This is a genomic window from Rouxiella chamberiensis (assembly GCF_026967475.1).
Classification (GTDB): domain Bacteria; phylum Pseudomonadota; class Gammaproteobacteria; order Enterobacterales; family Enterobacteriaceae; genus Rouxiella; species Rouxiella chamberiensis.
Map to the genome: position 1 here is coordinate 176,776 of NZ_CP114058.1, position 23,914 is coordinate 200,689.

A 23,914-nucleotide genomic window follows, 5' to 3' on the forward strand; every position below is an offset into this window, starting at 1 on the left:
CATAATGGCGTGCTTCAGCTAAAGAAAAGCTTAACGCGGATTGCCATTGCCGTGCGCATTCGGCCCGCGATAAACAGGTGCTTCGGGCTGATGTTTGGGCGGTTTAACCACGAAGAAGACCAATATTGCGCCCAGTGCCGCAACGCCGCCTGCCAACACAAAGGCGCTGTCGAAGTGGCCGGTATTCTGGACGATAAAACCGGTTACGATGGGACCGATAATTCCGGAGACGCTCCCCACCAGATGTATAAAGCCGCTGGCGCTGCCGACTTTGGATTTATGCACGACGTCTTGAATAATCGCCCAATAAATCGCTCCCGTGGTGTACAGGAAGAATATCGACACCGACATTAGCAGTACCGCAGGCACAACGCTTGTGACAACACCCGCCAATGCCACACAGATGGCGGCGGCCAGCAGGCTGACGACCAGCACAATTTTACGCGACAGCAGCAGCCTGCCGGTAAATTTAAAGATGCGGTCGGAAATAATTCCGCCTAAAGCTAATCCGAAGAAGCCGACAATCCACGGGATCATTGTCGTCAGGCTCATCTCTTTGATATTTAATCCGTGTGCCTGCACCAGGTAGGCCGGAAACCAGCTCAGGAAGAAGAACAGAATATAGTTGTAGCAGAAGAAGGCAAAGGCGGTAACCAGGATAATAGGCTGGCGCAGATAATAGCCCAGCGTATGGGCCGCCTGGGTCAAGTCTTCCTCTTCGTTAATCTTCTCGCTTTTCAGCTGATTAACCAGCAGGCGTTCCTGGCTTCGGTAACACGTTTGCTCTTTTCTGGGTTGTCTGAAGCGATAAAGAACCAGACCAGCATCCAGACGATACCAATGGCGGCGATAATCATAAACGCCGGACGCCAGCCAAAGGAGATAGCCAGATAACCGACGATAGGACCCGCAACTGCGCCGCCGAGCGGCGAACCGGCACTCAGCAGCCCCATCGCCGTGGCGGCCTGTTTCTTCGGAAACCAGCCGTTGACCATCTTGTTGGCCGACGCGCAAATCGGACCTTCTGCCATGCCGAACAAGACACGCAAAATAAGCATCGAGTAAAAGCCGGTGGCAATGGCCGTCATGCCGCAGAAAATAGACCATAGTGTGACGGCAAGTCCCATCACGAGGGTCGGGCCGAATTTATCCACCGCCAATCCGCCAATAAAGTTGAATATGGCGTAGCCGAAGAAGAAGCTGCCAAAAATCATCCCGAACTGTTCAGGATTAATGGTCAACTCTTTTTCAATCATGGGGACCGTTATCGACAGCGCAACGCGGTCGAGGTAATTTATCATGTAAACCAGACACAGCAGGAATACGATGACCCAGCGTAGATTCTTGAACATGAGCAGCTCCACTTGGTGTTATTTTAATAGTGACGCGTGAGGTTATTCACCGTAATGAATATTTATCTTTCAGATTTAAATAAACGAATTTACTCAGTATTTTATTAACAACTTATTATTTTTCCGGTGACACGTACGATATTAACGGGCAGGTTAACTGCCTGCCCGTCAACGTTAAAACTTCAACAACACCTTGCAGCAGGCCCGCTGATCTTTTTCGAACAGCGTCATCGCAGCTTCGACGTCTTCTCCGGGCATGCAGTGTGTTACCAGCTTCTCGGGATGAATTTTTCCCTGCGACATCCACTCGATGACCTGCGGGAAACGATGGCTGTTGAGCCGTGAAGAGAACAGCGAAATTTCCTTGCTGGTAATACTTTGCTGCGTAATGCTGCTCGGCTCGCCCGAGAACCCCATCATGCCGATGCGCGCGGCCGGTGAAGCGACATGAATCGCCTCTTGCAAAATTGCGGGGTGACAGGCGGCATCGACAACCAGCGTCGGGCGAATCGATTCTGCTGCCAGCGCGTCGGCAACGGACTGCTGCCGATTATTGATGGCCCGGTCTGCGCCGTTGTCACACGCCATTTGCAGGCGCTCTTCGATGCGGTCGGCGACGATGACGTTCTGCACGCCGTAAACTCCTTTCAGCACCTGAATCACCGTGAGTCCCATTGGCCCCGCGCCATAAATCAGCGCCGTGTCCTGCGGTGTCGGCTTGAGAAAGGCGGTGATATTGGCCGCAATGGTAAATGGCTCGACCATGCTGGCAAGCGAGTCGGGAATAGTTTCGGGCACGCTATAGGCGTTGCCCGCAGGTGCGACGGCATAATCGCTGAAACCGCCGTCGCGGTGCACGCCGATGACGTTTAATTCGCTGCAGACATTCGGACGACCTACAGAACACGGATAACAATGGCCGCAGCTGACAACGGGGTCGATGACGACCCGCTCGCCAATACGCGCGCTATCAACGCCTTCGCCCACGGCGTCGATGTAGCCGAAAAACTCATGACCTATCACCCGCGGATATTTGGCAAAGGGATTATGGCCGTGATAGATGTGCACGTCAGAGCCGCAGATCCCGGCATAGCTGACTTTGACCCGCACTTCGCCAGCGGCAGGGTGCGGCAGCGGACGGGTTTCAATCATAAGCTTGCCCGGTTGCTGGATAACGATACTTTTCATGGTTGTTGTCGTCATGATTACCAGCTCCAGAGTGTGCCGTCTTCGAGACGCGCAACCGGCAGATAGGCCGGTTCATACGGATATTTCGCCGCCAGCTTCTCGTCGAACTCGATGCCGAGACCGGGTTTTTCGCCAGGATGCATATAGCCGTTGTCAAAAGTCCAGCTGTGCGGGAAGACCTCGAGCATCTGCTCGGAATATCCCATGTACTCCTGAACGCCAAAGTTAGGCACCCAGAGGTCGAAATGCAGCGCAGCGGCCATGCATACCGGCGACAGATCGGACGGGCCGTGCGAGCCGGTACGAACCTGATACAGCGACGCAAAATCGGCGATGCGGCGCATGCCGGTAATTCCGCCCGCGTGGGTGATAGTGGTGCGGATGTAGTCGATTAACTGTTCTTCAATCAACTGCTTGCAGTCCCAGATACTGTTAAAGACTTCTCCCACCGCGATAGGCGTAACAGTGTGCTGGCGAATCAGACGGAAACATTCCTGATTCTCGGCCGGGGTCGGGTCTTCCATCCAGAACAGGCGATATTGCTCAACGCTTTTCCCGAAGCGCGCGGCTTCGATAGGCGTAAGGCGATGGTGCATATCGTGCAAAATATGTTCGTTAAAACCGAATTTATCGCGTACCGCTTCGAACAGTTTCGGGGTGAAGTCGAGATACTTTTCCGTTGACCAGAGCTGTTCTTCCGGCCCGTTCCTTTGGTGGCGGGTTCGTAGGCCAATCCTTTGCCCTTGGTCACGCCATAGCTGGTTTTCATGCCCGGCACGCCGCACTGTACGCGTATCGCCTTGAAACCTTCTTCCTTATGGCGTGCGTAATCTTCCAGAACTTCATCAATAGAGTGCCCGGTGGTGTGGCAGTACACCATCACGCCAGTGCGCGAAGCGCCACCAAGCAACTGATAAAGCGGCATGTTGGCTGCCTTGGCCTTGATGTCCCATAGCGCCATATCGACGGCGGAAATGGCCGACATGGTGACAGGGCCGCGTCGCCAGTAAGCGCCTTTATAGAAGAACTGCCAGATATCCTCGATTTGATGCGCGTCGCGGCCAATCAACTGCGGACAGACGTGATCTTTCAAATAAGAGGCGACAGGCAGTTCCCGACCGTTGAGTGTGGCATCGCCCAGTCCGGTCAGCCCTTCGTCGGTGGTGATTTTGAGGGTGACAAAGTTACGACCCGGACAGGTAATAAAGACTTCGGCTTTTACAATTTTCATCAGGCAGACCTTTTGCAGAGATACGGCGTTATGCATTGATGAAAAAATACGCCCTTACCTAACTACCATACAAGTATGCAGATCGTTTTTTGCGGGAGAAGATCACAGTTTGTAAAAGGAAGGCGGGAGAGAGGAGAGAGGAAAACTGCCGGGGATTACCCCAGCAGTGCGCAGTGTGGCGGCAGTCGGCATTGCAGCGCATTCGGCACGATATCAATGCGGAAATGCGTGCCGGTCAGCGGTTCGCCGTCGAGATTGAAGGTCATGTCGTGCGGGGCGGTAATCTCGAGCCAGGGCAGCGACGTCGAAATGATGTTCTTGTTCTCTTCGCCGTCAAGCAGGCTGCGCAGGAAAGACGGCAGCAACTCTTCGGAGGTCAGCAGGCGCAGTTGCAGCAGCCCGTCATTGATAAGCGCATCGGGGCAGATTTCCTGACCGCCGCCCGCCTGACGACCATTGCCGATACCAATGACCAGCGCTTCGCCGTCCCAGTCGAAATCGGGACCGGTAATTTTGCAGCGGTCGGCTTTCAGCGTGTCCATTCTCAACAGGCCGTGAATGAAATACGAAACGCCGCCCAGCGCGGATTTTAGTTTTTCGGGGGTTTCAGTGGTGATGCGCGTGCCAAAACCGCCGGTTGCCATGTTGATGAAGTAACGTTTGTCATTAACGCAGGCGATGTCGATATCGGCCGCACGGCCGTGAATAGCCAGTTTAAGCGCCGCGCTCATCTCGAGCGGAATGTTGCAGCTGGTGGCGAAATCATTGGCGGTGCCCAGAGGCAGAATGCCAAGCGCAGGCAGGGGACGCACGGAAGAGCTGGCCAGCGCCGCTGCCACTTCATTGATGGTGCCGTCACCGCCGCCGGCAATCACCGTTTCTACGCCAAGTTCCAGCGCTTCGGCAACATAACGTTCGGCATCCCCGTGTTCCCAGGTCACGCGAACGGCGAGATCAATACCTTCGGCACGCATATCGTAAACGGCCTCGCGGAGCTCTTCGTTGCTCGCGCCTTTTCCATTTAAGATCAGCAATGCCTGTGCTGTAGCTTTCATTGCACCCTCCATGTATAAGACAGTTTATCGTTCTAAAATAAATGATTTTAGGGGGAATAGCCATAAGAATTTTCAGGTAACGGCGAGGCTGAAATTTGAATGAATTAACGGTTGCTGAATTAATAGGCAGGGTTTTTTTATGCGTTTATTTATCTTTCAGATAAAGCCGACCCTGACAATGCGTAAAGTTAATCTGCTAATCTTTTAAATTGATTAATTATCGGCGGTTTAACTTTTTTATTTAATTAATGAAGGAGAAGCATTGTGAAGAAAACAGTGCCAGCTCAGGGTGTTTGAGCTGGCAAAAAGGAGGTGGCCTGCATTTATACAATTCTTTTACATTCTGCTCTTGCTGCGGAGAACATATTATCTAAACGCCCGAAATAGAGATGTGATCGGATTCTACTTTTTGCAATTAAAATACCTATAAATACCGTTTTCGCACGGTATTTATTGATTTAATTATAGGTTTGGTTTACGCGTTGATGTATTAACAAGATTGCGTAATAAAATAGAAAAGCTTAGGGAAAGCGTGGAGGGCAGAGGTAAATAGATAACATGCCCATTGCCCGGCGCGATTAAAATATCGTCACCCTTTTTATTATGCATCTGTTCGATAATCCACGGCACATTGCCTTCAGGCGTCATGATTTCAACACTGTCGCCAACTTCAAAACGGTTTTTAACTTCGACCTCGGCCCAGCCGCTGTTGTTATGGGTGCCGCGCTTGCCCGTAAACTCACCGGCGAGTTGCTGACGGTCACTGACCGAAGCACCGTGGTCGTAATTCTGCGCCGACTGATGCTGATGCCGACGTAAAAACCCCTCGGTATAGCCGCGATGCGCAAGGCCTTCCAGCGTGGTCATCAGGGAAGAATCAAAAGCCTTGCCGGCAACGGCGTCGTCGATGGCGCGGCGATACACCTGTGCGGTGCGGGCGCAATAATAGAAGGATTTGGTGCGACCCTCTATTTTCAGCGAATGCACGCCCATCTGCGCCAGCGTGGCGACGTGTTCTACGGCTCGCAAATCTTTGGAATTCATGATGTAGGTGCCGTGTTCATCTTCCGAGGCGCTCATGTATTCGCCGGGACGCTGCGCCTCTTCGAGCATGAATACCCGTTCGGTGGTGTGGCCTTCGCCGAGCGTAGGGACCTCGGGTGCAACGGCAACCGGTTGATGTTGATGCACGATATTTCCGGCGGCATCTTCTTTTCCTTCCTGCACCTGATATTGCCAGCGGCAGGCGTTGGTGCAGGTTCCCTGATTCGGATCACGGCGGTTGATGTAGCCCGACAACAGGCAACGCCCCGAATAGGCCATGCACAGCGCGCCATGCACAAAAACTTCGAGTTCCATGTCGGGTACCTGCCGACGAATCTCGGCTATCTCTTCGAGTGACAGTTCGCGCGAGAGGATAACGCGGTCCAGCCCCATACGTTGCCAGAATTTTACCGTCGCCCAGTTGACCGCATTGACCTGTACGGAAAGATGGATAGCAACCTGCGGAAAGGCATCGCGCACCATCATGATAAGGCCGGGATCCGACATTATCAAAGCGTCGGGCGCCATGTCGACGATAGGTTCGAGATCCTGCAAAAAGGTGTTCAGCTTGGCGTTGTGTGGCGCAATGTTCACCACCACGTAAAATTTTTTGCCGAGCGCATGGGCTTCTTTGATGCCGACGGCGAGGTTGTCGAGACTGAATTCATTATTGCGCACGCGCAGGCTGTAGCGTGGTTGACCGGCATAGACGGCATCCGCGCCATAGGCAAAGGCGTAGCGCATATTTTTGAGGGTACCGGCAGGGGAAAGGAGTTCGGGTGTCATCGCCATGTTCAGGTCGCCAGGTTGCAAGGGAAACGCGTCGGGCAGGCGCATTGCCGTCCACGACGAAAGAGGCGAATTGTAGCGAGATTGGAAAGTGAAGGTTGCGCAAAGGCAGGAAGAGTTGATTTACATCAACGTTTGACGCTGTCACTCATCCTGAGTTGCGCAGCGTCAAAGGTTGTCGATTGCAAAAACAGGGACTGGCTTCAAATTTTACTGAGGGCATCGGCATGAGTCAGATCGCGAATGTCCTTGCTTGACCCGTTTTTGACCACCGATTGCATGCCTTTTTGTGCTGAACTTGCCGTCGTGTACATTTCGCTCACGCCGATGACCTGGTGATTTTTCGCCTTAAGGACAAAATAGTGCTGGCCGTCTTTGCCCGCTTTCATTTCGTATTGTCCTTCATCGGTCGCATTGTTCTGTACAGAAGTTATGCCATTTTCGGCAGACGCTTTACTCGCGTACATTTCGCTGCCAAGAATAACCTCTCCATTACCGGCCTTCAGGGTAAAGTGAAATTGTCCATTCTTCGCTTTTTTAAGATCAAAATGACCCGTTGCCATAAAGGTATCTCCAGTGATAAATAATCCATCTATCAGTTTAGTCAAGCTGACAGATTCATCCTGGAAAACCGCGCATTCTTACCTCTTTTCATGGCATTTTGTGACCGCTTCGACAGACATCAGGTCAGTCGGCAGGGGTCGGCTTCCCAGCGATACCCTACGCCATACACCGCGCGAATAAACGCCTTGTCGCCGTCGATGGCCTCAAGTTTGCGGCGCAGATTTTTGATGTGGCTGTCGATGGTTCGGTCGGTCACCACGCGGTAGTCATCATAAAGATTATTGAGCAGCGCTTCGCGGGTAAAGACGTAGCCCGGCTTGATGGACAGGGTCTTGAGGAGGCGGAATTCGGCGGGCGTCAGATCCAGCTCGACGCCCTGATAATGTGCCTGAAAACAGCCTTCGTCGATATGCAGTCCCACGCCATCGGCCAGCGGCTCATTGGGGCGATAGCAGCGTCGAAGAATGGTTTTGACGCGCGCCACGACTTCACGCGGGCTGTAGGGTTTGCAGATGTAATCATCCGCGCCGATTTCAAGCCCGAGCAGGCGGTCGATTTCTTCCGTCTTTGCCGTGACCATCATGATGGGAATGTCGGAAAACTGGCGAATATCGCGACAGATACTCAGGCCGCTGCTGCCCGGTAACATCAGGTCGAGCAGGATCATGGTCGGAGGATTGCTTTGCACCAGCGGCAGCACATCGTTGCCATTGGTCAGCCATTCGGTGGCATAACCGGCGGCCTGCAAATAATCGACCAGCAGTTGACCGAGTTTGGGTTCATCTTCGACGATGAGAATTTTGAGCGGCTTGTGCTCTGCAGTGGCGAATTCGTTCATTAGATGCGTTGTCCGATTGGCAGTGAAAGCGGCAGCAGCAGGGTCATCCTGACGCCGCCGGAGGGCGAATGTTCGGCACTGATTTTTCCGCCGTGCGCCTCGGCGATGTTCTGGCAAATCGCCAGTCCAAGCCCGGAGCCGCCGCTGGCGCGGTTGCGCGAGCCTTCGGTACGGTAGAAACGCTCGAAAATGCGATGAAGCTGTTCTTCATTCAGCCCCGGCGCGCTGTCTTGAAAGAAAATCTCCAGAAACTTGTCGCGGCGGTGGGCAATGATTTCCAGTTCGCCGCCAGAGTCAGTATAGCGCAGGCTGTTTTCCAGCAAATTGTTAAACAGCTGCGAAAGACGATGCGGATCGCCAAAAACAGGCGCTTTTTCGGGAAGATGACTGGTAATGCGCAGCTGCTTGCCGTGAAAGCGCTCGCGAAATCCGGCTTCGGCCAGCTGAATGAGGTGTACGGCGTCGGTTTCTTCCTTGCGATAGGCCAGCGCCCCGGCGTCGGACAGCGAAAGTTGATAGAGGTCGTCGACCAGCTTGGTGAGGATAGCCACTTCGGATTGCAGCGAAGCCAACGACTCCAGCGACATTTTGCGCACGCCATCCTGCATCGCCTCGAGTTCACCGCGCAGCACCGCGAGCGGCGTGCGCAGCTCGTGCGAAATATCGGCCATAAACGCCCGCCGCATCTGCTCGTTTTTTTCGAGCGTGGTCGCAAGCTGGTTAAAGTCCTGCGCCAGTTTGCCGAGTTCGTCCTGCGTATCCACCTTGACGCGGCTGCTGAAATCGCCTGCCGCCAACTGATGCGTACCTTTGACCAGCCGTTTGACGGGCGCCAGCATACCGCGTGAAAGCAGCCAGGTGACGGCAGCGGCCAGCAGCGTGGTAAAGCCCATGATAATCCAGCTGGTGCGGCGCTGCTGCTGATCAAAATTGATATCGGCGTTGCGGGTCAGCCGTTCGGCGGGAGTCGATACCACGCTGCCGATAAACTGCCCCTGATGGGTTAACTTGCGCCCACTGCCGATGAGATCGGGCGGAATATCCGATTCGGAACCGGCCACGCGATGATTGGTGTCATCGAGTATCCAGAATTTGGTGCGCCAGCCCAGCGGCGGCAAAACCTGACTGGTTTCATCATTTTGATCGAAACTGTGCATCATCTGGTACACGGCGCGATCGTTGTTCTTGAGGAAATCCCAGTTGCCGTGCAGCCCGTATTGCTGCTCGAGATACACGGAAATCATCTCGACCCGCTGCTCGTTGCCGTGGCGAATATAGTCGATGAATCCGCGCTCGAAACTCATGCGCACGCCCCAGTTCATGGTGACCATGACAAGGCTGCAGGTGAGAAAGATGGCCAGAAACAGTTTGGCGGTAATTCCGGGTTTCATGTTTTGCTCGCAGGGTCGGAGGAGGCAGCCGCGTTGCGACGGGTATCCGCCAACGCGTCAGTGCGGGATTCATCGGGTACACGACTGAAAATCCAGGCCGGCAGGGCGATTATCACGGTCATGCAGAGATAACAGTAAATGAAGGCGCTGTGCATGGATGCACTGCCGGGATTTATCTGCTGGTGAGCGAACCAGGCCAATCAGAATGCCCGCCACGCTCACGCCGAGGCTCATTGAAAGCTGCATAATCATCGACAGCAGGCTATTGCCGCTGCTGGCAAGACGCGGCGGCAAATCCTTGAGGGTCAGGGTATTCATTGACGAAAAGCGCAGCGAGTTGACCATTCCCTGGAAGAACAGCACGACCGGAATCATCCACAGTGCGCCGTAAATGGCGACCAGCGGCATGCACAGGGTGATAACCGACAGCAGCAAGGTTGCGCCGACCAGCGCACGTCGATAGCCGAGCTTGTTGACCAGGCGCACCACGATGCGCTTCATGCCCATGCTGCCGAGCACCATCGGGATCATCATCAAACCGGCGTGAAAAGGGCTGAAGCCGAGGCCGAGCTGCAAAAACACCGGCGTCATGAAGGGCAACATGCCGCTGCCGATACGGCCCAGAAAACTGCCGGTCAGGCCCAGAGAAAAGGTTCGGGTATGAAACAGGCGCAAAGAAAACAGCGCCGACAGATTACCGCGTGCATGCAGCCAGTAACCGCCGAGTGCGGCAAAACCGACGACCACCAGCACGGCAACCAGCGAGGTGGAAAGGCCAAGCCCTTTGCCGCCGTCCAGCGCCAGCGTCAGCGAAGCCATGCAGGCCGCCAGCAGAAAGAACCCGCTGATATCAAAGCGGCGAGTCTGCATCTTGTAGTTGGGCATCAGCATGAGCGTCGCTATCGCACCGGCCAGACCCACCGGCAGATTAATCAGGAAGATCCAGTGCCAGCTTGCGTACTGCACCAGAAATCCACCGAGCGCCGGGCCCATTAACGGGCCAATCTGGCCGGGCAGTGTCACAAAGGTCATGGCCGCCATATATTCGCTGCGCGGCACGATTTTCAACACGGTGAGCCGCCCGACCGGCACCATCATCGCGCCGCCTATTCCCTGCAATACGCGGGACATCACCAGCTGATGCAGCGTGGTGGACTGCGCGCACATCAGGGATCCCAGGGTAAACAGCACAATGGCGGAGAAAAAGACCCATTTGACGCCGACCTTGTCGGCCAGCCACCCGCTTGCGGGCAGCATTACGGCTACGGTCAGCACATAGGCGACCACGACGCTGTGCATATTGAGGGGATTCACCCCGAGACTGACGGCCATCGAGGGCAGGGCAGTATTGACGATGGTGGTGTCCAGAGACTGCATAAAGAAGCCGAAGGCGACTATCCAGAGTTGCCAGCGCACGGAGAGAGGTAGAGGGGTAGTGCCTGATTCCTCGGTCATTGATTCCTGTTGCCTGCCTTTGGGTTGCTTGTATAACTAAATGATAGTGTTGATTTTACCCTTGCGAGCAGAAATCACACGGACATCCTGATCCAGTCTACCTAATTCGCCGAGTTAAATAATGGAGGAAATAAGGAGTCCCTTTCATTCTGTGACAATTAATTGCCGTGATGATGACTGAGTGTTCCAGCCTCGAAGTGCTAAGGTTAATAGTGCGATTTGCAGCCAAGGCAAATTCTTCATTCAAAGTGAATCATCAGAAAAAGGAGAGCATGATGAGTAAAAGAGAATTGGGTCGTTCCGGTATTCAGGTTCCCGCGCTGACGTTCGGCGGTAACGTGTTCGGCTGGACAATCGACCAATCCACCTCTTTCAGCGTCCTCGATGCGCTATTGGAACACCAGCTCAATTTTATCGACACGGCAGACGTTTATTCGCGCTGGGCCGAAGGAAATGAGGGGGCGAGTCGGAAACCATCATCGGTAACTGGCTGAAGAAAAGCGGTAAGCGCGACAAAATCATTCTGGCAACCAAAGTCGGCATGGAGATGGGCGAGGGGCAAAAAGGCCTGTCTCCGACCTATATCCGCCAGTCGGTAGAAAACTCGCTCAAGCGTTTGCAAACGGATTATATCGACCTGTATCAGGTGCATAAAGATGACGAAGATACACCGCTTGCCGATACGCTCGCGACCTTCGACGCGCTTGTCAAAGAGGGGAAAGTGCGGGCCATCGGTGCCTCTAACTATACCGCCACCCGTCTTGAGGAAGCGTTGAAAGTCTCGAAGGAACAGGGCATCGCGCGGTATGAAACCCTGCAACCGGAGTACAATCTCTATGACCGCAAGGACTATGAGTCCGGTCTGGAGAAAGTGATTACCGACAATGGACTGGGCGTTATCAACTACTATTCGCTGGCGAGCGGTTTCCTGTCGGGTAAATACCGCAGCAAGGAAGATGCAGGAAAAAGTAAGCGCGGCGAAGGTGTTGTGAAGCAGTATCTCAACGATCGCGGGCACAAGATTTTGCAGGCGCTGGACGAGATAGCCGAGAAGCATCGCGCGTCGCCGACCCAGGTTTCGCTGGCATGGCTGATTGCCCGTCCGGGCATCACCGCGCCTATCGTCAGCGCCACCTCGTTGAAGCAGATTGATGAACTGGCCCTCGCCACGAAGCTCAAGCTTGATTCGCAAGACATTGAAGCCCTCAATCAGGCCAGCGCCTGGAAGTAGGCTTTCGTCCACGAAAAGCCTGTTGTAATAAAAAAAGCGCCGACAATCGTCCGGCGCTTTTTTATGGGCCTGATCAATCAAGCCTCTGTCCACCTCAAGGGGCGGTGACTTCGCGACAACTAGCGGTACAGCGTTTGCGCCCAGCGTGCCAGACCGGCGGTCACGGAGCCGAAATCATTGCCCCCGACCAGCGGAATGCCCGGTAACTGCGCCTGCAAGGCGTGACGAAGCAGCGGCGAACGCGCACTGCCGCCGGTGAGATAAATCACGTCCGGCTTGATGTCGCTGCTGGCAAGCGCCATGCTGACCTGCTCCTGAATACGTTCGAGCGGCTGCGCGATAGCGTCGCTCAACTGCTGCTGGCTTATCTCTTCGGCCAAACCGGCTTCGATAAAGTCCAGCGCGGCAGATACGCTCTGACGGTCGGACAGCGCAATCTTGCTCTCTTCCGCAGCGCGCACCAGACGATAGCTCAATCGTTGCTGATGCACTTTCAGCAGGCGTTTCACCTGATCGGGATTCGCGGCGTCGCGGATCATGTCACGCAACAAACGCCCGTTGGCGACGCTGTAAAAGTCCTGCTGCGCCGGCACATCGTTGGTAGCAACGGCATTCCAGTAGGGCAGGGAAGGCATCGCGATGCCCTTTTGCGATTCGCTGCCCATGCCGAACTGCGGGGTAAGCTGCTTGAAAGCGGTCATGATGTCGAGATCGTTACCGCCTACGCGGCAGCCGCTGTGACCCAGCAGACTGTTTTGACGTTCCGCCTTGTCGCGCCAGCTTGGACCCATCAGCAGCACAGAACAGTCGGTGGTTCCGCCGCCGATATCCACAACCAGCACGGTTTTGTCTTCGGTCAGCGTCGCTTCAAAGTCCAGACCGGCGGCAACCGGCTCGAACTGGAACGCGATATCGCGGAAACCGGCACGCGCGGCGGCACGTTCAAGAATGCCCTGCGCCTGACGGTTGGCCTCTTCACCGCCGATACCCTGGAAGTTGATCGGACGACCAATGACCGTTTGTTCGATGGTCTGCTGCAATACCGATTCTGCCTGACGCTTGATGTGGAACATCATGGCGCACACCAGATCTTCGAAGAGCGCGATCTGCTGTGGTTTCAGGCCGTTGGCACCCAGAAACGACTTCGGTGAACGCACGAAGTACACGTCTTCCGGATCTTCCATATAGGTCGCCAGCGCCGACAACCCGAAGTTGACGCTGTGCGTGTTAACCTGAATGTCTTCTTCGCGATTGAAGTTAATGCTGCGGCGCAGCAACTGCTGATTGTCGTCGCTGCCCGTCGGCACTTGCCAGAAACGGTGCAGGCATTCACTTACTGCTTCGCGGGTCGGTGCGCACAGCATCGAAGGAAGGTAGGCCTGGCCATTTTCCAGCGCCAGCAGCTCTGCGTTGTTGTCACGCATCACGGCAACGGAGCAATTTGCCGTTCCGTAGTCAAATCCAATAAACATCACGGTTCCCCATGCCAAAGAAGGGGGCGACTTTACCGGAGTCGCTGCCGGCAGGCAAGAACTCAGCTCACGAGCGCCGGAAATTAGCACAACGCTCTGCCTGTTCGGGGGAGATTCACGCCATCGGCGTTAAACGCCCCTATAATCTTCCTCTCTCCTCGCGATTATCGCCGCTGTGCTACATTGATATTCTTGCTGCTTTTACCGAACAGGATCCCACAGTGCACAATCCTCGACACCTTCTTCCTTATATTGCTCCTTACGACTGGTCGTGGATGACGGCATTTCTGGGGGCAAGGGCGCTTGCGGGCATCGAACATTTCGAGCAGGACGAAAACGGAGAAACGCGTTATCGCCGCACGCTGTCCCTCACGGTAGAGGAGAGACAATCAGCGGCTGGCTGGGCTGGCGTCCGCTGCCGCAGCAGCAGGCAGTCGAACTGACACTCTCGCCTTCTCTGGAAACGCATAGCGAAGCGGTAATCACGCGGGTCAGAAATCTGCTGGATTTAAATGCGGATCCGCAGGAGATTGCCCGGACCCTGGGTCCGCTGGCGGCGGAATCTTGCGGGTTGCGTCTGCCCGGCGCGGTCGACAGCTTCGAGTTGACGGTAAGAGCAATATTGGGGCAGTTGGTCAGCGTCAAGATGGCGGCCACCTTTTGTGCACGGCTGGCCGCGAAATGGGGCGAGCCTATCGACACGCCGTTTGCCGAACCGACCCGTCTGTTCCCGACGCCTGCGCGTATCGCGGCCTTGCAGGTTGACGAGTTGCGCGCCCTCGGTGTGCAGGCCAAACGTGCCGCCTGTCTTATCAACGTTGCACGCGCGGTGCGGGACGGTGAGCTGCCTTTATATCGCATTCGGGATACGGGGGAGGGGATTAAACAACTGGTCGCGATGCCGGGGATAGGCACCTGGACCGCCAATTACATTGCGATGCGCGCCTGGGGTGAACGTGACATCTTTTTACATAGCGACTATCTCATTAAGCAAAGATTTCCAAATATGACGCCAGCAACAATTAATCGTTATGCGCAAATATGGAAACCGTGGAGAAGTTACGCAACGTTACTTATTTGGAATAATGCGAATTGGAAACCAAAATAATCATTTGTTAAATTTAATGATAATAAATGTTATCCCACAGTATCCATAAGGATACAGTTATTAAATAAATGAAATCCTATTTACATCGATTGGATTTGAAATCAAAAAACCGCACAAAGTGGCCGAAAGTTTTTTAACTTTCTAAAGAAATACACGTACAATTCATGCGAATCGAAATTGTCTCTACAGCATTAGGTTGAACGTGTCTTTAATCCAGATCAATTCTTCTCGAAGTTTCTCGCCTGCCTGGTGGGGTATCTTCGCGATCCTTATAGTGTTGTTTGCTCCGGCCATCTCGCGATCGCTGGAACGCACCACTGTGGGCGTTGAGGAATCGTCAGTCATGACGGGCTCTCCAGCGAGTTTTGTCTCGGGTGCAAGCCGCGTGGCTGCAACGGGCATGAAAGACCATCAGTCATCAATCTCAGACCAACTTGGCCACATGCAAATGCAGCTGAACGCGTCGGCGAATGATGTCTCGGTGCATGAGGAACTGTCCTGCTCTTATTGCGGAATCATCGACCAGTTGGTAGCAATCAACCTGGATGATTCACAGCTTAAATGGCCGGGTATCTTCAGCGCTTTTATATCCAGAGAATATTTCGATTTTCCGTTGCTTGGCTTTATTGAGCAGTCGGAGTTTCAACCCCGCGCACCACCTTATTAATTGATAACCTACGTTTATACATACAGACATCGTGCTATATCGTGGATTTCCACACCAGGATTTTACAAAGCAGTAACTTTATTTTTAATTTTAGTCAAAGAGTAGAGGCGCTATTAGTGCCGAGACTGTTGCGACTTTTTTCGAACAAACTGACTGTCTGTCATATGAAACTTTCTATGCAATCTGAGGTAATGCCATGTTTGGCTTAACTGCACTGGATCTTGCAAGGACCCAGTTCGCCTTTACAGTGTCGTTTCACATTATTTTCCCAGCGATTACCATCGGTCTGGCAAGTTTTCTGGCTGTGCTCGAAGGGCTATGGCTTAAAACAAAACAGGACGCGTATCGTGACCTTTATCACTTCTGGTCCAAAGTCTTTGCCGTCAACTTCGGTATGGGCGTGGTGTCCGGTCTGGTTATGGCTTACCAGTTCGGCACCAACTGGAGCGGATTCTCCGACTTCGCCGGTAACATCACGGGTCCTCTGCTGACTTATGAAGTGCTGACGGCATTCTTCCTGGAAGCGGGCTTCCTGGGCGTGATGCTGTTCGGCTGGAACCGCGTTGGACCGGGTCTGCACTTCTTCTCCACCTGCATGGTGGCGTTGGGGACCATTTTCTCCACCTTCTGGATCCTGGCTTCAAACAGCTTCATGCATACGCCGCAGGGCTACAGCATTGTAAACGGCCTGATTGTTCCGGTTGACTGGCTGAAAGTCATCTTCAACCCGTCGTTCCCGTTCCGTCTGATGCACATGAGCGTTGCCGCCTTCCTGGCTTCTGCCTTCTTCGTTGCTTCTGCTGCGGCGTACCACCTGCTGCGCGGCCACGATAACGCGGCAACCCGCAAGATGTTCTCGATGGCACTGTGGATGGCGCTTATCGTCTCTCCTATTCAGGCATTCCTGGGCGATGCCCACGGTCTGAACACCCTGAAATACGAGCCGGCGAAAATCGCGGCTATCGAAGGTCACTGGGAAAACAACGACGACAAACCTACGCCGCTGGTGCTGGTAGGTTGGCCGGACATGACCGCCGAAGAGACGAAATACAAGATTGAAATTCCTGCTCTCGGAAGTTTGATCCTGACGCACAGCCTGACGCATCAGATCCCTGCGCTGAAGTCCTTCCCGAAAGAAGACCGTCCTGACTCGACCATTGTATTCTGGTCCTTCCGTATCATGGCCGGTCTGGGCATGCTGATGATTCTGTCCGGTTTCGTCGGTCTGTGGCTGCGTCGTCGCGGTACAATGTACAGCAACAAAACGTTCCTGCGCTTCATGCTGCTGATGGGTCCTTCGGGTCTGCTGGCGCTGCTGGCGGGTTGGTTCACGACTGAAGTCGGTCGTCAGCCGTGGGTTGTTTATGGCCTGCAACGCACCAAAGACGCGGTTTCCGCGCACGGTGTCGTGCACATGAGCATCACGCTTGTGGCGTTCGTGGTTATCTACTGCTCCGTATTTGGTGTGGGCTACGCCTACATGATGCGTCTTATCAAGAAAGGCGTGCAGACTCACGAAGGCGAAGTTCACGAGCACGGCGGTCCGGGTCAGCAACGTACTCCGGCGCGTCCTCTGTCTGCAGTCGATGTTAAACTAGATTCCGGGAGCAAATAATGGGTATCGATTTACCGTTGATTTGGTTCGTCATCATCATTTTCAGCATCATGATGTATGTCGTGATGGATGGTTTCGACCTTGGTATTGGTCTGCTGTTTCCGTTCGCTAAAAAGAGCGAAGACCGCGACGTAATGATGAACACCGTTGCGCCTGTCTGGGACGGCAACGAAACCTGGCTGGTTCTGGGCGGCGCAGGGATGTATGGCGCGTTCCCGCTGGCCTACTCGGTTATCCTTGACGCGCTGGCCATGCCACTGACTATCATGCTGTTCGGCCTGATTTTCCGCGGTGTTGCCTTTGAATTCCGTTTCAAGGCGAGTGAAGAGAAGCGTCACATCTGGGACAAATCCTTCATTGGCGGTTCCATCGTTGCGACCTTCTGTCAGGGTGTGGTACTGGGTGCTTTCATCGACGGTATGCCGGTTGTCAACCGCGTTTACGCCGGTGGCCCGATGGACTGGCTGACGCCGTTCACCGTGTTCTGTGGTCTGGGTCTTATCGTGGCGTACGCGCTGCTGGGCAGCACCTGGCTCATCATGAAGACGCAGGGCAGCCTGCAAAAGCGTATGCATGACCTGACCAATCCGCTGCTGTACACCCTGCTGGCGGTACTGGCTGTGGTCAGCATCTGGACGCCGCTGTCTCACGCCGACATCGCACACCGCTGGTTCAGCCGTCCTAACCTGTTCTGGTTCCTGCCTGTGCCGGTCCTGGTGCTGCTGGTTTCCTTCTGGCTGGTGAAAGCGGTAAACCGCAATGCCCACTACACGCCGTTCCTGCTGACGCTGGCCCTGGTGTTCCTGGGTTACAGCGGTCTTGGCATCAGCGTCTGGCCAAACATCATTCCACCGTCCATCGCTTACTGGCAGGCGGCTTCGCCTCCGCAAAGCCAGGGCTTTATTCTGGTTGGCGCACTGTTCATCATCCCAATCATTCTGGTTTATACTTTCTGGAGCTACTACGTGTTCCGTGGAAAGGTAACGCCGGATCAGGGTTATCACTGATTGTTCGACAGTGAACAGCGTTTATCACAATAAGCGTTAGACAGAAAATCAAAAGGGGCGGGCCCGGCCTTGCCCCTTTTTTCAGGTAATCGAGGTAAATATCATGAAACCGATGATTCAAAAAATGGACGACAACACCGTTCCGGCGGCCAACGTGCCTTTCTGGAAAAAAGTCTCCTGGCTGGTCCTGATTTACGGCGGCAGCGTGCTGGCACTGTTTGTGGTGGCCACGGCGTTCCACGTCCTGATGTTTGCGGCGGGCATGCGTTCGCACTAAATCACGCGTTGGCTGCGAGTATGTTGGCGTAACCGACATCGCTCCCTGAGCTCAGGGAGCGGCTTGCAGAATAGAAAGTTTAGAGCAGGAAGATTGTTGCCAGTCCGAGGAAGATAAAGAACCCGCCCGTATCCGTCAGCGCCGTAATCATGACGCTTGACCCCAACGCAGGGTCACGGCCGAGCCGCACCATCGTTAGCGGAATCAATACCCCCATCAGCGCAGCAACCAGTAAATTCAGCACCATCGCGAGTGTCATGACCGCGCCCATCGCCAGATTGCCGTACAACAACCAGGTCACAACGCCCATCAGTCCGCCCCAGATCAATCCATTAATCAGCGCCACGCCCAACTCGCGCAGCAGCAGAAAAGGCATGTTGCCGACCTGCACCTGATGCAGCGCCAGACCGCGCACGATCATGGTGATCGTCTGGTTGCCGGTATTGCCGCCGATACCGGCGACGATGGGCATGAGCGCTGCCAACGCCACCAGCTGGGAAATGGTATTCTCGAACAGGCCAATCACGCGCGAAGCCACGAAGGCGGTACAGAGGTTGATGGCCAGCCACGCCCAACGGTTTTTCACCGCCTTGCCGACAGGAGAGAATACGTCCTCTTCCGGGCTCAAGCCGCCCATGCGGCGAATATTGTTGTCGGAATCCTCATTGACGAAGTCAACGATAGACTCCACCGTCAGGCGGCCCATCAGTTTGTGTTTCAGGTCGACTACCGGCGCGGTTATCAAGTCATACCGCTCGAAGGCACCGGCGGCGTCATCGGCCTTGTCGTAGGGACTGAAACAGGTGGGATCGTCGTTCATGACGTCGGCCACGCGCTGCTGCGGTGGATTGAGCAGCACGGTAGTCAACGGCAGTTCGCCCAGCAGCAGGTTGTGGCGATCGGTCACAAACAGCTTGTCGCTGCCTTTGGGAATGATTTTGCGAAAGCGCAGATAGCGTTGAACCGTCGCCAGCGTGACGTCGGGGCGAATGGTCAGCAGTTCGAAATCCATAATACGGCCCACGGACTCTTTGGCGAACTTCATGACTTCGCGGACTTTGTCGCGCTGACGCGGCTCCAGCGAGGTCAATACACGGCCCGTCAGGTCACGCGGCAGATATTCGGCAAGATACACCTGATCGTCGAGGTCAAGCAGCGAAATGGCGCGCAGCAAATCCTTGTCGCTCATCTCTTCAATCAGACTGTCCCATACCGTTTCCGAGACTTCGACCAGCGCCTTGCCGCGCTTCGAGGTTTCAACCAGACTCCATAACGCCAGTCGCTGACGTTCGGGCAGGGCTTCGAGAATGTCGGCAAGGTCGGCGGCGTGAAGCGTGGCGACACAGGCCCGAAGATCGGCGGTTTGATCCATGAGCGTTGATTCACTGATGTCCGCCGGTTTTTCGCCGAGAATGCTGTCGGCTAAATCATCGTTGTTATTGAGCAGTAAATCGAGAATATGGTGACGAACTTCCGCCAGTTTCTGGGAGTGGGATTGCTGTTTTGCTGCAAACATTCAGAGTCCTTCTGCTATCTGGAAACTAGAATAGTGCGTAACAAAACAACAGGAGGATGACAATCAGGGCGTCTTATCCGGCTGATTTTTATGAGAAACGGGCGCAATGCGCTGTTCGGTCTGCACCTGTTTCTGGTTTTGATGATGAGAATACGACCCTATCCCGGCGTAAATAAGTCGGCCAATCAAGATTATAAAACTTATCGCCAGAACGATTTTTGTCATCTTCATGTTATTTTTATTACGCATAATGGCATCTTAAGTATATAGCATCCCTGCTTTTTTTCCGGTCATTGCCTGACGACAAGAAAGCAACTACTCCTCTTTCCGTTCGTCTTCCTCTTCTTCGAGCATTAATTTCCAGCCGGTGACATCAGCCCAGTAAGCCTGTTCCCGTTCGAAATCCAGCTGCACCAGACTGTTTTGCGCCATAAATCCGGCGGGGAAGCACAGCGTCCAGTGGTTGTCATCGGTATGCAGGCGCAGCGTTTCGGGCTGCGTGGTCGACTGCCGCTGGTTATTGAGCAGTGCGCCGAGGCGTAACAGCTGAATCAACGGCAGATAATGCTTCTTCTTGAACAGGTTCAGGCGCGGCAGATCGTCAAGACGAATCGCCTTGCGCTGAAAACGCACGAGCGTAGCCAGCAGCGTCTGCTGTTCCTGCGTGAAGCCCGGCAGATTTGAATTCTGTAGAATATAGGCCGAATGGCGGTGCATGCCGCTGTGATTGATGCCAAGCCCCACTTCGTGCAGCATCGAGGCCCATTTCAACAGCGCCTCGAGCTGCGGTTGCGCCTGCGACGGGTTTTGCGCCAGCCACTGCGTATACAGAGCTTCAGTGGTTTCAAGCACGCGGCGTGCCTGTTCGCGGTCGATGTTATAGTGATCGGCCAGGCTTTTCGCCGTGCGGCTGCGAATGTCCTGATGACGGAAACGGCCTTCCATTTCGTACAGCACGCCTTCGCGCAGTGCGCCGTCGGAGAGACGCAGTTCGCGTATCGCCAATGCATCGAAAACGCCGCAAAGAATCGCCAGACCCGGCACAAACACGGACTGGCGGTCTTCGGACAATCCCGGCAGGCTCAAGGACGCGAAGTTTTTGTATTTCAGGACTTCATCGGTGAGCTTTTCCAGTCTTTCGGCGGTAATCAACCCGTCTTTTTCACCCATCTCGACCAGCACTTCATGGGTCGCCTTGATGGTACCGGAAGCGCCCAGCGCGTATTGCCACCCCTGCAAACGGTATTGCCAGGCCAGCGTTTCGAGCTTTTGCGCCGCGGCCAGACGTGCGCGTTTGAAATTGCTGCGGCTGATTTCGCCACCCCGGAAAAATTGCTGCGCGAAGCTGACGCAACCCATGCGACGGCTTTCGGCCAGCAGCGGTTCAAAGTCTTCGCCAATCACCAGTTCGGTGGAGCCTCCGCCGATGTCGATGACCAGCTTGCGGCCTTTTTCGGGTTGAGTATGCTCAACGCCCATAAAAATCAGACGCGCCTCTTCCTGACCCGAGATAATTTCAATCGGGTAGGGGATAACTTCCGCTGCGCGCTTGAGGAACTCTTCGGCATTCACGGCCTGACGTAGGGAGTGCGTGCCCACAATGGTGACGTTGGCTTCCGGAAAGCCCTGCAAACGCTCGGCAAAAAGCGCAAGGCAGTCCAGCCCACGTTTAATGGCTTCTTCGCTTAATCTGCTTTGGCTGTCCAGCCCGTCGGCCAGGTGAACGCGCTGCTTGAGCCGACCCAATACCTGTAGCGCGCCGTTCACGACGCGGGCTATCACCATATGAAAGCTGTTCGATCCAAGATCGATGGCGGCGATTTCCTGAGGCTTTGGGGTCATCGAACTGTTTAACGGCATTTTTTAACTCCAAAGATCAGGCTGGATCGGCAGGTTTGTTTTCTGTTTTGACAACCGGGTTTTCAAAATCAGGCTTTTCAAGTTCAAAATTCTTTAAATACTCGTAGATAGCCATTTGCGCACGCACTTTGCGGCGATTTCCGCGTGGAACATAACGGTTACTGAGATCTTTATCAATATGTCTCGCTTTTACCGTATCGCTAAACTGAATGGCGAGGAGATCCAGCACACGCTGCTTGATACGGGGATCGAGGAGCGCAACCGCCACTTCGATGCGGTAATCGATATTGCGGGTCATCCAGTCGGCAGAAGACAGGAACACTTTTGTATCGCCTTTATTTTCAAAAACATAAACACGATCGTGCTCAAGATAGCGGTCGACAATACTCGTCACCTGAATGTTTTCGCTGATGCCCGGCAAATTAGGAATAAGTGAACACATGCCGCGGATCAACAGGCGAATCTTCACGCCGAATCCCGAGGCGGCATACAGTCGGTCAATCAACCCTTTATCGACCAGATTATTGATCTTGAGAGAAATCCCGGCCTTTTCACCGGCCTGCGCATTGGCAATTTCCTGATCGATAAGGGCATACAGCATGCTGCGCGAGTTTTGCGGCGAGACCATCAGGTGTTCAAAGGTGACCGGACGATATGGATTTTCAATGAAGTTGAACACACGGCGAACTTCATTGGTAATTCGCGAATCGGCGGTCAGCAACGAATAGTCGGTATAGAGGCGGGCGGTTTTTTCATTGAAGTTGCCCGTACCAATATGAGCATAGCGGACAATTTCGTCCTCTTCGCGTCGGGAAATAAGAAATAGTTTGGCGTGAATTTTCAGGCCCGGCGCAGAGAAAATCACGTGCACGCCCGCTTCGGTGAGGCGTTTGGCCCAGTGGATATTGGCCTCTTCGTCGAAACGCGCCTGGGTTCTACGACCACGGTGACCTTTTTACCGTTGTGCGCGGCGTGGATCATCGACTCGATAATCCGCGAGTCTTTGGCGACACGGTAGATATTTATCTTGATAGACAGCACGTTAGGGTCGAATGCCGCCTGACGCAGCAACTCGAGCACATGCTCAAAGGTGTAATAAGGATAATAGAGCAGCACATCCTGCTGGCGAATGGCGGCAAAGCCGTTGCGGAAATTATCGAACCACAGGTGGCGCAGGCGCGGCAGCGGACGATAGACCATATTGGCCTTGCCAACGTTCGGGAAAGAGATGAAATCCTTGAAGTTATGATAACGACCGCCCGGAATGACCGAGTCATAGTTGGAAATACCCAGCTTTTCGCGCAGCAGTTCGACCATTTCATCGGGCATGTCGCGCTGATAGACAAAACGCACGGGTTCGGCAGTCAGGCGCTGTTTCAGGCTGGATGACATCAGCTCGAGCAGGCTGGATTCCATTTCGGTAACCAGATCATACTCGGCGTCGCGGGTCATTTTCATCGAATAGGCGTTGAGCGTGTCGTAATCAAAGAAGCCCTTGAAGATGTCATCGAGGCAATAACGCAGGATGTTATCAAGGAGAATCATGGGCTTGCGACGGCGTGGCGCTTCCGGCGGCAGATTGACAAAACGCGGTACCTTGTCGGACGGGATCTCGAGCAGCGCATAGTCAATCTTTTCGCCGCGAATGATTTCAACCGCCAGATAGGTATAGTCATCTTTCAGAAACTGCACCAGATTGGTTTCCTGATTCACGAGAATCGGGGTAATAAACTGACGCAGATGATGTTTGAAATACTGGCGCAACCAGGCCTGCTGATTTTCGGAAACCTGTCGCTCGTTAATCAGGAAAATCTGGTTACGGGCCATTTCCAGCAGCAAGTCGTTGTACAGGCTGTCAAATTCCTGATCGATACGCATCACCTTGGCCTGAATTTTTTAAGCAGATGGCGTGATGCGCCGATAAATCCCTGTTCTTCGCTGATCAGAATGCGGCGTTTCAAGTCGGCAAAACGGACCTTATAGAACTCATCAAGATTGTTTGAATAAATCCCGAGAAAGCGCATGCGCTCAATCAGCGGATTACTCTTGTCGGCGGCTTCCTGCAAAACGCGTTCATTAAAGGATAACCAGCTCAACTCTTTATCTATATACAGTTTTTCCTGACCCATTTTAGCTCCGTTCATTTAGCCTGAAACCTGGCCCATCAAGGCGCATTTCAGCTTGCGCAGCTTTAAGGGAGAGGGCCTAGTATCTCCCTTCATTATTGCGAGACTCTTACAACAAAGTCCAACAA

Annotated in this window: 13 protein-coding genes and 6 pseudogenes; 6 read left to right on the plus strand and 13 right to left on the minus strand. The window is 54.0% G+C overall.

Annotated features, from left to right (window positions below):
- Nucleotides 1-30: 30 nt before the first annotated feature.
- From O1V66_RS00815 to mdtD, 9 genes and pseudogenes are all read right to left on the minus strand, one after another.
- Nucleotides 31-1,352: pseudogene (locus tag O1V66_RS00815) on the minus strand (MFS transporter).
- Between the two features lie 174 nt (nucleotides 1,353-1,526).
- Nucleotides 1,527-2,540, minus strand: coding sequence for a Zn-dependent oxidoreductase (locus tag O1V66_RS00820; RefSeq protein WP_045049416.1), 1,014 nt, complete (start codon nucleotides 2,538-2,540; stop codon nucleotides 1,527-1,529).
- Nucleotides 2,541-2,557: 17 nt separating this feature from the next.
- A pseudogene (manD, locus tag O1V66_RS00825) lies at nucleotides 2,558-3,771 on the minus strand (D-mannonate dehydratase ManD).
- A gap of 155 nt (nucleotides 3,772-3,926) precedes the next feature.
- Nucleotides 3,927-4,826 (minus strand): lipid kinase YegS, encoded by a 900-nt coding sequence (gene yegS, locus O1V66_RS00830; RefSeq protein WP_045049274.1) that lies wholly within the window; start codon nucleotides 4,824-4,826, stop codon nucleotides 3,927-3,929.
- 462 nt (nucleotides 4,827-5,288) lie between these two features.
- Nucleotides 5,289-6,707 (minus strand): prephenate-dependent tRNA uridine(34) hydroxylase TrhP, encoded by a 1,419-nt coding sequence (trhP, locus tag O1V66_RS00835; protein WP_414058421.1) that lies wholly within the window; start codon nucleotides 6,705-6,707, stop codon nucleotides 5,289-5,291.
- A 155-nt stretch (nucleotides 6,708-6,862) separates the two neighbouring features.
- On the minus strand, nucleotides 6,863-7,222 hold the full coding sequence (locus O1V66_RS00840) for a YegP family protein (protein ID WP_045049273.1): 360 nt from the start codon (nucleotides 7,220-7,222) through the stop codon (nucleotides 6,863-6,865).
- Nucleotides 7,223-7,341: 119 nt separating this feature from the next.
- Nucleotides 7,342-8,061, minus strand: a complete 720-nt coding sequence (gene baeR, locus O1V66_RS00845; protein WP_045049272.1) for an envelope stress response regulator BaeR — start codon at nucleotides 8,059-8,061, stop codon at nucleotides 7,342-7,344.
- Complete coding sequence (gene baeS / locus O1V66_RS00850; RefSeq protein WP_045049271.1) at nucleotides 8,061-9,452, minus strand: envelope stress sensor histidine kinase BaeS; 1,392 nt, start codon at nucleotides 9,450-9,452, stop codon at nucleotides 8,061-8,063. The genes baeR and baeS overlap by 1 nt, the downstream gene beginning before the upstream one ends.
- A pseudogene (mdtD, locus tag O1V66_RS00855) lies at nucleotides 9,449-10,907 on the minus strand (multidrug transporter subunit MdtD). The gene baeS and the pseudogene mdtD overlap by 4 nt, the downstream one beginning before the upstream one ends.
- A gap of 275 nt (nucleotides 10,908-11,182) precedes the next feature.
- Here mdtD and O1V66_RS00860 point away from each other — a divergent pair.
- A pseudogene (locus O1V66_RS00860) lies at nucleotides 11,183-12,138 on the plus strand (aldo/keto reductase).
- 119 nt (nucleotides 12,139-12,257) lie between these two features.
- Here O1V66_RS00860 and yegD read toward each other — a convergent pair.
- Nucleotides 12,258-13,610: a molecular chaperone gene (gene yegD, locus O1V66_RS00865; RefSeq protein WP_045049268.1), complete on the minus strand. Its 1,353-nt coding sequence runs from the start codon at nucleotides 13,608-13,610 to the stop codon at nucleotides 12,258-12,260.
- A 275-nt stretch (nucleotides 13,611-13,885) separates the two neighbouring features.
- On the opposite strand from yegD, the pseudogene alkA reads away from it, so the two are divergent.
- The 5 genes and pseudogenes from alkA (at nucleotide 13,886) to O1V66_RS00890 (ending at nucleotide 18,284) form a co-directional block, all read left to right on the plus strand.
- Nucleotides 13,886-14,718 (plus strand): annotated as a pseudogene (gene alkA, locus O1V66_RS00870) (DNA-3-methyladenine glycosylase 2).
- A 202-nt stretch (nucleotides 14,719-14,920) separates the two neighbouring features.
- Nucleotides 14,921-15,385: a DUF2946 domain-containing protein gene (locus O1V66_RS00875; protein WP_160292262.1), complete on the plus strand. Its 465-nt coding sequence runs from the start codon at nucleotides 14,921-14,923 to the stop codon at nucleotides 15,383-15,385.
- Between the two features lie 196 nt (nucleotides 15,386-15,581).
- Nucleotides 15,582-17,000: a cytochrome ubiquinol oxidase subunit I gene (locus tag O1V66_RS00880; protein WP_045049265.1), complete on the plus strand. Its 1,419-nt coding sequence runs from the start codon at nucleotides 15,582-15,584 to the stop codon at nucleotides 16,998-17,000.
- Nucleotides 17,000-18,007 carry a cytochrome d ubiquinol oxidase subunit II gene (gene cydB, locus O1V66_RS00885; RefSeq protein ID WP_045049264.1) on the plus strand — a complete coding sequence of 336 codons (1,008 nt, stop codon included), beginning with the start codon at nucleotides 17,000-17,002 and terminating at the stop codon, nucleotides 18,005-18,007. The genes O1V66_RS00880 and cydB overlap by 1 nt, the downstream gene beginning before the upstream one ends.
- Before the next feature lie 112 nt (nucleotides 18,008-18,119).
- Nucleotides 18,120-18,284 carry a DUF2474 domain-containing protein gene (locus O1V66_RS00890; protein ID WP_414058463.1) on the plus strand — a complete coding sequence of 55 codons (165 nt, stop codon included), beginning with the start codon at nucleotides 18,120-18,122 and terminating at the stop codon, nucleotides 18,282-18,284.
- Between the two features lie 79 nt (nucleotides 18,285-18,363).
- On the opposite strand, the gene mgtE is transcribed toward O1V66_RS00890, so the two are convergent.
- From mgtE to ppk1, 3 genes and pseudogenes are all read right to left on the minus strand, one after another.
- Nucleotides 18,364-19,800 carry a magnesium transporter gene (gene mgtE / locus O1V66_RS00895; RefSeq protein ID WP_045049263.1) on the minus strand — a complete coding sequence of 479 codons (1,437 nt, stop codon included), beginning with the start codon at nucleotides 19,798-19,800 and terminating at the stop codon, nucleotides 18,364-18,366.
- A gap of 315 nt (nucleotides 19,801-20,115) precedes the next feature.
- Nucleotides 20,116-21,660, minus strand: a complete 1,545-nt coding sequence (gene ppx / locus O1V66_RS00905) for an exopolyphosphatase (protein WP_045049261.1) — start codon at nucleotides 21,658-21,660, stop codon at nucleotides 20,116-20,118.
- A 16-nt stretch (nucleotides 21,661-21,676) separates the two neighbouring features.
- Nucleotides 21,677-23,789 (minus strand): annotated as a pseudogene (gene ppk1 / locus O1V66_RS00910) (polyphosphate kinase 1).
- Nucleotides 23,790-23,914: the final 125 nt, after the last annotated feature.